The sequence below is a fragment of the Actinosynnema sp. NPDC049800 genome, assembly GCF_040656635.1.
Taxonomy (GTDB): Bacteria; Actinomycetota; Actinomycetes; order Mycobacteriales; family Pseudonocardiaceae; genus Actinosynnema.
This window is the reverse complement of the sequence record NZ_JBFAMT010000006.1, coordinates 31,777-44,333: the sequence shown is the minus strand read 5'-3', so window position 1 is coordinate 44,333 and position 12,557 is coordinate 31,777. Positions and strand designations below refer to the sequence as shown.

At 72.7% G+C, this 12,557-nt stretch carries 11 protein-coding genes; 9 read left to right on the top strand and 2 right to left on the bottom strand.

Annotation, left to right across the window (positions count from 1 at the left end; genetic code table 11):
- Positions 1–156: 156 nt before the first annotated feature.
- On the bottom strand, positions 157–786 hold the full coding sequence (locus AB0I91_RS10270; RefSeq protein ID WP_498773082.1) for a LysE family translocator: 630 nt from the start codon (positions 784–786) through the stop codon (positions 157–159).
- 221 nt (positions 787–1,007) lie between these two features.
- Here AB0I91_RS10270 and AB0I91_RS10265 point away from each other — a divergent pair, with 221 nt between their 5' ends.
- From AB0I91_RS10265 to AB0I91_RS10225, 9 genes are all read left to right on the top strand, one after another.
- A complete protein-coding gene (locus tag AB0I91_RS10265; RefSeq protein WP_498773084.1) occupies positions 1,008–1,556 on the top strand; it encodes a DUF6939 family protein in 549 nt (182 codons plus the stop codon).
- Positions 1,557–1,565: 9 nt separating this feature from the next.
- Positions 1,566–2,768: an ROK family transcriptional regulator gene (locus AB0I91_RS10260; protein ID WP_230569628.1), complete on the top strand. Its 1,203-nt coding sequence runs from the start codon at positions 1,566–1,568 to the stop codon at positions 2,766–2,768.
- A gap of 133 nt (positions 2,769–2,901) precedes the next feature.
- The gene (locus AB0I91_RS10255; RefSeq protein ID WP_499636401.1) at positions 2,902–4,137 is read left to right on the top strand and encodes an epoxide hydrolase family protein; all 1,236 of its coding nucleotides are present in this window, start codon (positions 2,902–2,904) and stop codon (positions 4,135–4,137) included.
- A 174-nt stretch (positions 4,138–4,311) separates the two neighbouring features.
- Positions 4,312–5,685: an ROK family protein gene (locus AB0I91_RS10250; protein WP_499636399.1), complete on the top strand. Its 1,374-nt coding sequence runs from the start codon at positions 4,312–4,314 to the stop codon at positions 5,683–5,685.
- Positions 5,682–7,232 (top strand): sugar ABC transporter ATP-binding protein, encoded by a 1,551-nt coding sequence (locus AB0I91_RS10245; protein ID WP_498773090.1) that lies wholly within the window; start codon positions 5,682–5,684, stop codon positions 7,230–7,232. Before AB0I91_RS10250 ends, AB0I91_RS10245 begins: the two co-directional genes overlap by 4 nt.
- Entirely contained in the window at positions 7,229–8,236 is a 1,008-nt protein-coding gene (locus AB0I91_RS10240) for an ABC transporter permease (RefSeq protein WP_499636397.1), read from the top strand. The genes AB0I91_RS10245 and AB0I91_RS10240 overlap by 4 nt, the downstream gene beginning before the upstream one ends.
- Positions 8,237–8,289: 53 nt before the next feature.
- The gene (locus AB0I91_RS10235; RefSeq protein WP_498773094.1) at positions 8,290–9,336 is read left to right on the top strand and encodes a substrate-binding domain-containing protein; all 1,047 of its coding nucleotides are present in this window, start codon (positions 8,290–8,292) and stop codon (positions 9,334–9,336) included.
- A 55-nt stretch (positions 9,337–9,391) separates the two neighbouring features.
- The gene (locus AB0I91_RS10230) at positions 9,392–10,531 is read left to right on the top strand and encodes a Gfo/Idh/MocA family protein (RefSeq protein ID WP_498773096.1); all 1,140 of its coding nucleotides are present in this window, start codon (positions 9,392–9,394) and stop codon (positions 10,529–10,531) included.
- Entirely contained in the window at positions 10,528–11,532 is a 1,005-nt protein-coding gene (locus AB0I91_RS10225; protein ID WP_498773098.1) for a sugar phosphate isomerase/epimerase family protein, read from the top strand. The genes AB0I91_RS10230 and AB0I91_RS10225 overlap by 4 nt, the downstream gene beginning before the upstream one ends.
- Positions 11,533–11,611: 79 nt before the next feature.
- Here AB0I91_RS10225 and AB0I91_RS10220 read toward each other — a convergent pair whose 3' ends face one another.
- On the bottom strand, positions 11,612–12,553 hold the full coding sequence (locus AB0I91_RS10220; RefSeq protein WP_499636395.1) for a phosphotransferase: 942 nt from the start codon (positions 12,551–12,553) through the stop codon (positions 11,612–11,614).
- Between the last annotated feature and the right edge of the window lie 4 nt (positions 12,554–12,557).

Here is a 12,557-nt window from a genome sequence, read left to right as displayed (position 1 = left end):
CGGTGGACGCGGCGATCGAGGTGATCGCCGCCGACGGGCTGCGGAGTCGACGCTCGTGCTCGCCCGCCTGGCCGCCCGTACGTCGCCGCGGCTGGGGCCCGCGCGGCTGCGGCCCAGCCTGGCCGCCCTGCGCCCGCGCCGGCCTGCCCGCGCTGGTCAGCGCTCCACGGCCAGCCGGACGCCCAGCCCGATGAACACGCCGCCGGTCGCGACGTCGATCCGGCGGCGGGCGGCGTGCCTGCGGCGCAGCCAGCCGCCGATGCGACCGGCCAGCACGCCCACCGCGCCGTCCACCACGAACTCCAGCGCGATGAGGATGGCGCCCAGGATGGCGAACTGGAGCCACACCCGGCCCAGGTCCGGGTTGATGAACTGCGGCAGGAACGCGATCGTGAAGGTGACCATCTTCGGGTTGAGCAGGTTGGTCGCCATCCCGGTCAGGAAGGCCCGACGACCGGACATGCCGCCCGCCACCGGCTCGCCGACCACGGTGCGCCCGCGGTGGCGGATGGCCTGCACGCCCAGGTAGACGAGGTAGGCCGCGCCGATCGTGCGGACCACCGTGAACGCCACCGGCACCGCGGCGAACAGCGCCGCCAGGCCGGCGGCGGCCACGATCACGTGGACGGCCTCGCTGGTCGCCACGCCCGCCGTGGCCAGCAGGCCGGCGCGCGGGCCGCCGCGCATCCCGCAGCCGAGGACGAACAGCATGTCCGGACCGGGCGTGACCATCGCGACGACGGTGGTCAGCGTGAACAGGGCGAGCAGGTGCTGGTCGATCGGCATGCCGGTATGCAACACCCGCCCGGCGCGGTGCGCCCGCGAATTCCCGACGACTGGACCGCCGGCAGGTCACCGCAGACGGGACGGGACACCCGTGGTCCTCCCACCTGACCGCCGGGCCGCACCGGCGGGTTGCACGCCGCGACACCGGGCGTCCGGAGTGGACGCCCCCGGAATTGTCGGACCCCTTTGGCACCATCACGGCGTCGAGGAGGGGAGCGGCGATGGCGGTGCGGGTGGCGAGCAGGCGGCGGGGCGCGGCGTGGTTGGCGAAGACGCATCCCGGCGCGACGGTGGTGGACGTGACGTCGAAGGGGCCGCCGCCGTGGGTGCGGCTGAGCCCGTTCTTCCCGCACGGCGGCATCCCGGTGCCGTTCACGCCGGAGGTGACGGCGCAGTCGGTGGAGGGCGTCTGGCAGGCGTTGAAGGTCTTCGAGGGCGAGGACGTCGACCGGGCGAAGCTCGACGTGAAGACCATGACCGGGTTGAAGCGCACGGTCCGGAGATCGGGCCCGGTCCGGGGCCACCGCGAAGGGCTGGCCGGTGAGCGCCTGCTGGCCTACGAGGACGCGCGGCGCGCCATCTACCTGCCCACCTACCGCTGGGTCCTGGAGCACCGGGTCGCCGACGAGGTGGCGCAGCTGAAGGAGTTGAGCCGACGGGGGGAGGTGGTGTTGCTCGACTACACGACGAACGGCGACGTGGCGGACTTGCGGACCCCGCTGTCCCACGCCGCCCTGATCGCCGCGCACCTGGAGGACCGCTGGCCGTAAATTGGTGCCATGAGCGCGACGGGCAGCGGCCAGCAGCCGCGGGTGGTTTCCGGCAGGCAGTCCGAACTGCTGGGACTGCTCCGCGACGAGGGCGCGATGTCCCGGGTCGCGCTGGGCGAGCGGCTGGAGCTGCCGCGGGCGAAGCTGACCGCCGAGCTGGCGAGGCTGGTGGACGTGGGCCTGGTCCAGGTCGGTGGACCGGCGGCGAGCCGGGGCGGGCGGCGGTCGACGCTCGTCCACCTGGCCGACGACCTGCGCGTGCTCGGCGTGGACGTGGGCGCGACCTCGGTGACGGTCGCGGTCACCGACGGCCGGTGCGAGGTGCTGGAGAGCCGCAGCGAAGAGTGCGACGTGCGCAGCGGGCCGGCGCCGGTGCTGAGCCGGGTCGCCGAGCTGGCCGACGTCGTCTACGCCAAGGCGTCGGGCCGGCTCATCGGCGCGGGCATCGGCCTGCCGGGTCCGGTGAGCTTCCGCGACGGCATGCCGGTCGCGCCGCCGATCATGCCCGGCTGGGACCGCTATCCCGTGCGGGACGAGCTGGCGGGCCGGTGGGGCTGCCCGGTGACGGTCGACAACGACGTGAACGCCATGGCGCTGGGCGAACGCCACGCCGGCGTGGCGCGGTCGCTGGAAGACCTGATCTTCGTCAAGGTCGGCACCGGGATCGGCTGCGGGATCGTGCTGGGTGGCAAGGTCTACCGCGGCGTGGCCGGCACCGCGGGCGACATCGGGCACATCAGGCTGGACGACTTCGGCCCGGCCTGCGCGTGCGGCGAGGTCGGCTGCCTGGAGGCGTACTTCGGCGGCTCGGCGCTGGCCCGTGACGCCAACACGCTGGCCCGCAGCGGTCGTTCCGTCGCCCTGGCCACCGCCCTGCACGACAAGGGCCTGCTCACCGCCGAGGACGTCGGCACCGCCGCCGCGGCCGGCGACTTCGCCGCCGCCAACCTCGTGCGCGAGGGCGGCCGGCGGCTCGGGCACGTGGTCGCCTCCCTGGTCAGCTTCCTGAACCCGGGCATGGTCGTCATCGGCGGCGGCGTGTCGAGACTGGGCCACTCCCTGCTGGCCGAGGTGCGCAGCGCCGTCTACCGCCGCTCACTGCCGCTGGCCACCGGCAACCTGCCCATCGTGCTCTCGGAGCTGGGCGACCTGGCCGGCGTCACGGGCGCCGCCTGGTCCGCCACCGACCGGGCCTTCTCCCCGGCCGGCTGAACCCCGGCCGCCGAGCTGTCCCCGGCTGCCGGCTGAAGCCCGGCCGTCGAGCTGCCCCCCGACCGCCGAGCCTCGGCCCCAGTCGAGCCGTCCCCCGACCGCCGATCCCGCCGTCCCGTTGAGGAACCACGCCGTGACCACCTCGCACGCCTTCCCCCTGGAACCCAGCCCGATCCACGTGCCCGACCGGGTCCTCGACGACCTGCGCGCCCGCCTGGCCGCGACCCGTCCGCCGTTGGACGAGGGGAACGAGGACTGGTCCTACGGCGTCCCGGACAGCTACCTGCGCGAGCTGGTCGCCTACTGGCGGGACGGCTACGACTGGCGCGAGGCCGAGGCCGCCATCAACGCCTACGAGCAGTACCAGGTGAACGTCGCCGGTGTCCCGGTGCACTTCATGCGCAAGCCCGGCCGGGGCCCGAACCCGATCCCGTTGATCCTCACCCACGGCTGGCCGTGGACGTTCTGGCACTGGTCGAAGGTGATCGACCCGCTCGCCGACCCGGCCGCGTCGGGCGGCGACCCCGCGGACGCGTTCGACGTCATCGTGCCGTCCCTGCCCGGCTTCGGTTTCCCGGGGCCGCTCACCGGCTTCCCGGACGTCAACTTCTGGAAGGTCGCGGACCTCTGGCACACGTTGATGACCGAGACGCTGGGCTACGCGAAGTACGCCGCCGGCGGCTGCGACATCGGCGGCATCGTCTCCAGCCAGCTCGGCCACAAGTACCCCGACGAGCTGTACGGCATCCACATCGGCTCCGGGCTGCCGCTGGACTTCTTCACCGGCCCCCGCGCCTGGGACTTCGCCCGCAACCGGCCCCTGACCGACGACCAGCCCGCCGACGTCCGCGCCCGGATCGTCGAACTGGACCACCGCTGGGCGTCCCACCTCGCCGTGCACGTGCTCGACGGCGCCACCCTGGCCCACGGGTTGAGCGACTCGCCGGCGGGACTGCTGGCCTGGCTGCTGCGGCGCTGGCACGGGTGGAGCGACCACGGCGGCGACGTCGAGTCGGTCTTCACCAAGGACGACCTGCTCACCCACGCCACGATCTACTGGGTGAACAACTCGATCGCCACCTCGATGCGCTACTACGCCAACGCCAACCGCCACCCCTGGACCCCGGCCCACCACCGCACCCCGGTCGTGCAGGCCCCGGTCGGCCTCACCTTCGTCACCTACGAGAACCCACCGGGCATCCACACCGCGGACGACCGCGTCCGAGCGTTCAAGAACGGCCCGCCGGCGACCTGGTTCAACCACGTGAACGTCAACGCCCACGACCAAGGCGGCCACTTCATCCCCTGGGAGAACCCGAACGCCTGGACCACCGACCTGCGCCAGACCTTCCGCGCCCTGCGGCCCTGACCACCCCACCTGGCACGAGCCCACCGCCAGGCCACCCCTGAGCGCAGTACCGAGCCGATCGGTGTCCCGGAGCGCACAGCTGAGCCTGTCGGTGTCCCGGAGCGCAGCGCCGACCTCCACCCCGCGCCCCTCCCCACCTCCCTCACCTCCACTCCTCGGCGGCAGCAGTCGGGCGTGGCGGCAGTCGCGAGCTTCCGTCAAAACCGAGCCGACTTTTGCAACGAATCGACAAAAGAGAGCCCAAGTTCTTGTCAGACGGCGCGCTCAACTGCCAGGATCTGCCGCAACCTACCCCCGAACGTGAGCTGGACCACCTCGTTCGATCGACTCCCCGACGAAGTCGGAGCCACGATGCAGGCGCAGACCGAAGGCAGGCGTGAGGCCAACCTCGGCCTCCTGCTGCGTACGCTCCGCGCCCGCGGCCCCCTCTCCCGCGCCCAACTGGCCGCCGGGTCGGGCCTGTCCAAGGCCACCCTCTCCCCGCTGCTCGCGAACCTCGAACGACGCGGCCTCACCGAACGCGCGGGCACCACGACCACCCAGGGCAGGCCCGGCCAGCTGGTCCAGCTGCGCCCCGGCGCGGTGTGCGGCATCGGCCTCGACATCCGCCCCGGCCACGTCGGCGCGACCATCACCGACCTGACCGGCGACGTCCGCCTGCGCCGCCAGACCAGGTGCGACACCAGCGCGCCCGAGCACGCCCTCGACCGACTCGCCGACCTGGCCCGCACCGCCCTGAAGGACCTGCCGAAGGCCGACTGGGCAGCCGTCACGGTCGCCGTGCCGGGCCGCGCCGACCGCACCGCGGGCACCGCCACCGCCACCCGGCTGCGCTGGCGCGAAGTGGCCGTGGTCGACGGCCTGGCCGCGCGGACGGGCCTGCCCCTCGACCGGCTCGACGTCGACAACGAGGCCAACCTCGCCGCCTACGCCGTGCACGACGGCGACCCGGTCGACGACCTCGTCTACCTCAACGGCGACCACAGCGTGGCCGCGGGCGTGATCGCCAACGGCGCGCTGGTGCGCGGCGCGGACAACCGCGCGGGCGAGGTCGGCCACATGGTGCTCGACCCGCTCGGCAGCACGTACTGCGCGTGCGGCCGCCGCGGCTGCTGGGAGACGCAGGTGGGCCTGGACGCGTTCCTGCACGCCTGCGCGCCGCGCCACGACCGGGTGCACGACCCGGAGCTCGCGCCGACCGAGCGCATGTCCATCCTGCGCGGCCGGGCCGAGCGCGGTGACGCCCGCACCCTCGACGCGCTGCACCGCACGGCCGCCGCGCTGGCGTCCGGCCTCTCGATCCTCGTCACCGTGCTCGACCCGCGCAAGATCGTGCTCGGCGGCTACTTCGCCGCCCTGCAGGACTGGCTGGTCGCGCCGCAGGAGCAGGGCCGGACCCGGGTCACCGCCTCCACCCTCGGCTTCACCGCGGGCGGTAAGGGCGCGGCGCTGGCCGCGTTGCGCCGCGTGCTGGACGACCCGACCGTCGTGCCCGTCAAGGACAGCGGCCCGAAGACGGGCGGTTCACACGAAGGGGCCTCGGCATGACCCTGCTCCGGATGACCGGCATCGGCAAGACGTTCCCCGGCGTGCGCGCCCTGGACCAGGTGGACCTGGAGGTCGCCGAGGGCGAGGTGCACTGCCTGCTCGGCCAGAACGGCGCGGGCAAGTCCACCCTGATCAAGGTGCTGGCCGGCGCGCACCAGCCCGACGACGGCGAGATCACCTGGCGCGGCGCGCGGACCACCCTCCCGTCGCCGGTGGCCGCGTTGCGGCTGGGCGTCGCCACCATGTACCAGGAACTGGACCTGGTCCCGGACATCTCGGTGGCGGAGAACGTGTTCCTCGGCCACGAGCCGACCAGGTTCGGCTTCACCCGTCGCCGCGCGGCCCGCGACCTCACCAGGACGTTGATGGCGCGCCTCGGCCACCCCGAGATCGGCCCCGACCGGGAGGTCGGCCGGTTGTCCGCCGCCGGTCAGCAGCTGGTGTCGATGGCACGCGCCCTCGCGCACGACGCCCGGCTCATCGTGATGGACGAGCCGACCGCCGCCCTGGCCGCGGACGAGGTGGACAACCTGTTCCGCATCGTCGGCGAGCTCACCAAGGACGGCGTCGCCGTCCTCTACATCTCCCACCGCCTCGAAGAGATCCGGCGCATCGGCAACCGCGTCACCGTGCTCAAGGACGGCCGCACGGTCGCCGCGAACCTCCCCGCCGACACCCCGACCGCCGACCTGGTCGACCTGATGTCCGGCCGCAAGGTCGAGACGGTCTTCCCGCACCGCGAGGCGTCCACCGTGGACACGACGCGCGAGGTGCTGACGGTCACCGGCCTGAGCCGCAAGGGCGAGTTCAGCGACGTCGGCTTCCACGTGCACGCGGGCGAGATCCTGGGCATCGCCGGCCTCGTCGGCGCGGGCCGCAGCGAGATCCTGGAAACCGTGTTCGGCGCGCGGAAACCGGACGCCGGGCACATCGCGGTCGACGGGAAACCGGTGCGGCCGGGCAGCGTCGTCGCCGCTGTGAAGGCGGGCATCGGCCTGGCCCCGGAGGAGCGCAAGGCCCAGGCCCTGCTGCTGGACCTGACGGTCGCGCACAACGTGACGCTGTCCAGCCTCCCCGCCTACAGCCGCGCCGGCTTCCTCGACCGCGCCCGCGAGCTGAAGGACTCCAAGGCCACCCTGGAACGGCTCGACCTGCGCCCCGCCGACCCGCGCCGGCTGGTCGCCGAGTTCTCCGGCGGCAACCAGCAGAAGGCCGTGGTGGCGCGGTGGCTGGTCCGCGGCTGCAAGGTGCTGCTCCTGGACGAGCCGACGCGCGGCGTGGACGTCGGCGCGCGCGCCGAGCTGTACCGGGTGATCCACGAACTGGCCGCGGCCGGCGTGGCCGTGGTGCTGGTGTCCAGCGAGGTCGCCGAGGTGCTCGGCCTCGCCGACCGGGTGCTGGTGCTGCGTGACGGCGAGGTGATCGCGGACCGGCGTGCCGACGAGCTCACCGAGTCCGCCGTGCTGGACATGGTGATGGCGGGCAGCGCCGTCACCGAAGCCGCCGCCACCGACACCACCGATGTCGTGCCTGAGGAGGCCCCGTGACCGAAGCAAGGGTCCTCGACCCGAAATCCGCCGCACCCCAGGAGCCGCCCAAGCACCGCCGCAACCTCGACCTGAGGCTCACCGGGCTGCTCGGCGTGCTCGTGGTGCTGTGCGTCGTCGGCTACGCCACCCGACCCGACAGCTTCCTCACCGAGGCCAACATCTCCACCATGCTGCGGCTGGCCGCGGCGATCGGCGTGGTCAGCGTCGGCATGACGTTCGTGATCATCAGCGGCGGCATCGACCTGTCCGTCGGCTCGATCGTGGCGCTGTCGGGCGTGTGGATGACCACCGTCGCCACCCAGTCCTACGGGCCGGTGGTGATGGTGCTGTGCGCCCTGCTGGTCGGCCTCGGCTGCGGCCTGGTCAACGGGGTGCTGATCTCCTACGGCAAGATCGTGCCGTTCATCGCCACCCTCGCCATGTACGCGTCGGCGAAGGGCCTGGCCGAACGGCTCTCCGGCCGCCGCACGCAGGTCGTCACCGAGACCGGGTTCACCACCTTCTTCCGCGGCGACATCCTCGGCGTCCCGGTGCTGATCTGGATGCTGGCCGCGGTGTTCGCGGTCGGCTGGGTGGTGCTCAACCGCACCGCTTTCGGCCGTCGCACGTTCGCCGTCGGCGGCAACGCCGAAGCCGCCCGCCTGGCCGGCATCGACGTCCGCAGGCACACCGCGCTCGTCTACGGCATCGCCGGCCTGTGCTGCGGCATCGCCGCGCTCATGGTCGTCGCGCGCACCACCTCCGGCGCGTCCACCAACGGAATGTTCTACGAGCTGGACGCGATCGCCGCGGTCGTCATCGGCGGCACGCTGCTCAGCGGCGGCCGGGGCTCGTTGATCGGCACGCTGATCGGCGTCCTCATCTTCACCTTGGTGGGCAACATCTTCACCCAGAACAACCTCGACACCGACATCCAGAACATCGCCAAGGGCGTGATCATCATCGCCGCGGTGCTCCTGCAGCGGACCACCGCCCGCCGCCGCGGCGGGCACACCACCTGACGCGCACGGCACAGCCACCCACACCGACCCGACACACCGCCCGGGAGTCAGCCATGCCCTCACTCGACCGTCGCCGCTTCCTCTGGGGAACCACCGCCGTCGGCACCGCCGCCCTGCTCGCCGGGTGCACGTCCAACGAGTCCGGCAACACCGCGCCGAACGCCGTCGCGGGCGGCTCGGGCCAGAACAGCCAGCCGGGCAAGCAGGTCACCATCGGCTTCTCCGCGCCCGCCGCGGACCACGGCTGGATGGCCGCGATGACGAAGAACGCCAAGGCGCAGGCCGACGAGTTCTCCGACGTCACGTTCAAGGCCACCGAGGGCACCAACGACGTCAACCAGCAGATCGGCCAGGTCGAGACGCTGATCAACGACAAGGTCGACGTGCTGGTGGTGCTGCCGTTCGACGGCAAGGCGCTCACCGAGGTCGGCCGCCAGGCCATGGACGCGGGCATCCCGGTGATCAACCTGGACCGCGTCTTCGACACCCCGCTGGCCTACCGGCTGTGGATCGGCGGCGACAACTACCGCATGGGCGTCAACGCGGGCGAGTACATCGCCGCGCAGCTCAAGGCCAAGAACGTCTCGAACCCGATCATCGGCGAGGTCGCGGGCATCGACTCGCTGCCGCTGACCCAGGAGCGCAGCAAGGGCTTCAGCGACGCGTTGGCGAAGGCGGGCTTCTCCGTCGGGCCGCGCGTCTCGGCGTCGTTCACGTCCGAGTCCGGCGAGCAGCAGACCGCCAACCTGCTCCAGTCGGCGCCCAAGCTGGACGCGCTGTGGAACCACGACGACGACCAGGGCATCGGCGTGATGGCGGCGATCGACAGCGCCGGCCGCAAGGAGTTCGTCATGGTCGGCGGCGCCGGCTCGCGCAACATGATGGACCTGATCAAGGCCGACAGCGGCGTGGTCAAGGCGACCGTGCTCTACAGCCCGTCGATGGCGTCCTCGGCGATCGCGCTGGCCAGGCTGCTCGGCCAGGCCAAGGGCATCGGCGACATGGCCGAGCACGACATCCCGGCGTCCATCACCACCTACTCCGCCGTGGTGACCAAGGAGAACGTCGACCAGTACCTCGACGTCGGCTTCGACTCCTGACCGGGTCGCCGGACCGACACCGTCGCTGGATCGACACTGCTGCGAAAGGCTGCTGATGACGGAAGAGATCGGCGTGGGCATGGTCGGCCACGCGTTCATGGGCGCGGTGCACTCGCACGCCTGGCGCAGCGTCCACCGGTTCTTCGACGTGCCCCTGACGCCCCGCCTGGCCGTCCTCGGCGGCCGTGACCCGGTGCGCACCAAGGACGCGGCGACGAAGTACGGCTGGGCGGCCGTGGAGACCGACTGGCGCGCGCTCGTCGCCCGGGACGACGTCGACCTCGTCGACATCTGCACCCCCGGCGACACGCACGCCGAGATCGCGCTCGCCGCGCTCGCCGCCGGCAAGCACGTCCTGTGCGAGAAGCCGCTGGCCAACACCGTCGCGGAGGCCGAGGCGATGGCCGCCGCCGCCGAGGAGGCCGCCGGGCGCGGCGTCCGGTCGATGGTCGCGTTCAACTACCGGCGCGTGCCCGCGATCGCGCTGGCCCGCAGGCTGGTGGAGGAAGGCCGCATCGGCGAGGTCCGGCACGTGCGCGCGGTGTACCTGCAGGACTGGCTGTCCGACCCGTCGTCGCCGATGACGTGGCGGATGCGGAAGGAGAAGGCCGGTTCGGGCGCGTTGGGCGACCTCGGCGCGCACATCGTGGACGCCGCCCAGTACGTCACCGGCGACCTGATCACCGGCGTCAGCGCCACCACCGAGACCTTCGTCCGCTCCCGGCCCGACGGCGACGGGTTCTCCGACGTGACGGTGGACGACGCGGCCGTGTTCCTGGCCCGCTTCTCCTCCGGCGCGCTGGGCACGTTCGAGGCGACCCGGTACGCGTTGGGTCGCAAGAACTCGATGCGGCTGGAGGTCAACGGCACGCGCGGCAGCCTGGCGTTCGACTTCGAGTCGATGAACGAGCTGTCGGTGTTCTCGGCCGACGACGGCTCGGCGGCCGGGTTCCGGCGGATCCTCGTGACCGAGGCTGATCACCCGTACGTGGGCGCGTGGTGGCCGCCGGGTCACCTGCTCGGGTACGAGCACACGTTCACGCACGAGGCGGCGGACTTCCTCACGGCCATCGGCGGCGGCGTCGACCCGTCGCCGAGCTTCGCCGACGGCCTGCGGGTGCAGCGGGTGCTCGCGGCGGTGGAGGAGAGTGCCGGGCAGCAGTCGACCTGGACCACGATTGGAGACCACCGATGAGCCGACCGGTCACGTTGTTCACCGGCCAGTGGGCCGACCTGCCGTTCGAGGAGGTGTGCCGGCTCGCGTCCGGGTGGGGTTACGACGGGCTGGAGATCGCCTGTTCCGGTGACCACTTCGAGGTGGACCGGGCGTTGGCGGACGACGACTACGTGCCGGCCAAGCGCGCGATGCTCAAGCAGTACGGGTTGGAGGTGTTCGCGATCTCCAACCACCTGGTCGGGCAGGCGGTGTGCGACGACCCGATCGACTTCCGCCACCAGGCGATCCTGCCCGCGCGGATCTGGGGCGACGGCGAGCCGGAGGGCGTGCGGCAGCGTGCCGCCGCGGAGATGGCCGACACCGCGCGCGCGGCGGCCCGGCTGGGCGTGGACACGGTCGTCGGGTTCACGGGTTCGTCGACCTGGAAGTACGTGGCGATGTTCCCGCCGGTCTCGCAGGCCGTGATCGACGAGGGGTACGCCGACTTCGCCCGGCGGTGGAACCCGATCCTCGACGTGTTCGACGAGGTGGGGGTGCGGTTCGCGCACGAGGTGCACCCGTCGGAGATCGCGTACGACTACTGGACGACGCGCAAGGCGCTGGACGCGGTCGGCAACCGGCCCGCGTTCGGGCTGAACTGGGACCCGTCGCACTTCGTGTGGCAGGACCTGGACCCGGTCGGCTTCATCCTCGACTTCGCCGACCGGATCTACCACGTGGACTGCAAGGACACGAAGAAGCGCTTCGACGGCCGCAACGGCCGGCTGGGCTCGCACCTGGCGTGGGCCGACCCGCGCCGCGGCTGGGACTTCGTCTCGACCGGGCACGGTGACGTGCCGTGGGAGGAGTCGTTCCGCGCGTTGAACGCGATCGGCTACCGGGGTCCGATCTCGGTGGAGTGGGAAGACGCCGGCATGGACCGGTTGCGCGGGGCGGAGGAGGCGGTCGGCTTCATCCGGCGGCACCTCTTCGACCCCCCGGCCGCCTCGTTCGACGCCGCCTTCAGCACGGGGGAGTGACCCCGCCGACGCCGGCGCCCACCTGACCGGGTGGGCGCCGGCGTCGTCCCGTCGCGTCGCGTCGCCGCGTGATCGTCGGCTACGGCCTCGGCGGGTCGATCCCGGCACGACGGAGGCGCTCGCGGGCCTCGTCCTGCGACAGCGACGTGACGGGCCTGCCGACCGCGTGCTGGTACTTGGCGTCATAGGCCCTGGTCCAGACGCCTGCCGCCCACGCCCGCCGCAGTTCCTCGGTGCTCAACTCCCGGCCACGCGCACGGCCGTACGCGTCGAGGAACCGCTGTGTTTCCTCGACGGTGGCCAGGTCGTCCGGGCTGACGGTCGAGTGCAGCGCGGCGGCGAGACCGACCAGGACGGATTCGCTCTCCGCGACCACGCTGTCCCAGTCGTGCACCACCAGCAGCGCGTCGCCGCTCCAGCGCAGGTTGCCGGCGAGCCAGTCGCAGTGGCCGATCACGGCGTCGGACCCGCCGGCGCGCAGCCGGTCACGGGCCCGGCGCCCGGCATCGTCGATCCACGCCGCGCCGGACACCTCGTCGAGGTCGATTTCAGAACCCTCGGGACGCGGCCACAGCCCGTCCCCGCCCTGGTTCCAGGCCGCCCACGACGGTGGCGGGTCGAGCGCGGGCACGTCGCCCGGCCGCGGAGCCAGCCGGATCAGCCGCGCGAACGCCTCGGCGAAGGCCTCGGCCGCGCGCTCCGCGCTCGGGAGCAGCGCACCGCCGGGCACGTAAGCCTCCGCGGTCGCGACGTCACCACTCAACGGCGCGGCGCCGGTGAGCGGCCGCGGGCACGGGTAGCCGGCCTCGAACACGCGGCGCTGGACCTCCACGCACGCCGCGGTCCGCGGCGAGTCCGGACGAACCTTGACCACGACCTCACGGCCGTCGGCCAGCCGCAGCCCGATGACGGCGGACAGGAACCCGGACCTGAACAACTCCGCCGCCGGCGGGCTGCCCAGGTGCTCCACGCACCACCGGGCGAGCAGGCCGGGATCGACGGCACGCGCGCGAGCTGACATCGGG

What these genes read in the sequence shown, in the direction of transcription:
- AB0I91_RS10270 (WP_498773082.1), bottom strand. Translation starts at nt 786, where the DNA reads ATGCCGATCGACCAGCACCTGCTCGCCCTGTTCACGCTGACCACCGTC.
- AB0I91_RS10265 (WP_498773084.1), top strand. Translation starts at nt 1,008, where the DNA reads ATGGCGGTGCGGGTGGCGAGCAGGCGGCGGGGCGCGGCGTGGTTGGCG.
- AB0I91_RS10260 (WP_230569628.1), top strand. Translation starts at nt 1,566, where the DNA reads ATGAGCGCGACGGGCAGCGGCCAGCAGCCGCGGGTGGTTTCCGGCAGG.
- AB0I91_RS10245 (WP_498773090.1), top strand. Translation starts at nt 5,682, where the DNA reads ATGACCCTGCTCCGGATGACCGGCATCGGCAAGACGTTCCCCGGCGTG.
- AB0I91_RS10235 (WP_498773094.1), top strand. Translation starts at nt 8,290, where the DNA reads ATGCCCTCACTCGACCGTCGCCGCTTCCTCTGGGGAACCACCGCCGTC.
- AB0I91_RS10230 (WP_498773096.1), top strand. Translation starts at nt 9,392, where the DNA reads ATGACGGAAGAGATCGGCGTGGGCATGGTCGGCCACGCGTTCATGGGC.
- AB0I91_RS10225 (WP_498773098.1), top strand. Translation starts at nt 10,528, where the DNA reads ATGAGCCGACCGGTCACGTTGTTCACCGGCCAGTGGGCCGACCTGCCG.
- AB0I91_RS10220 (WP_499636395.1), bottom strand. Translation starts at nt 12,553, where the DNA reads ATGTCAGCTCGCGCGCGTGCCGTCGATCCCGGCCTGCTCGCCCGGTGG.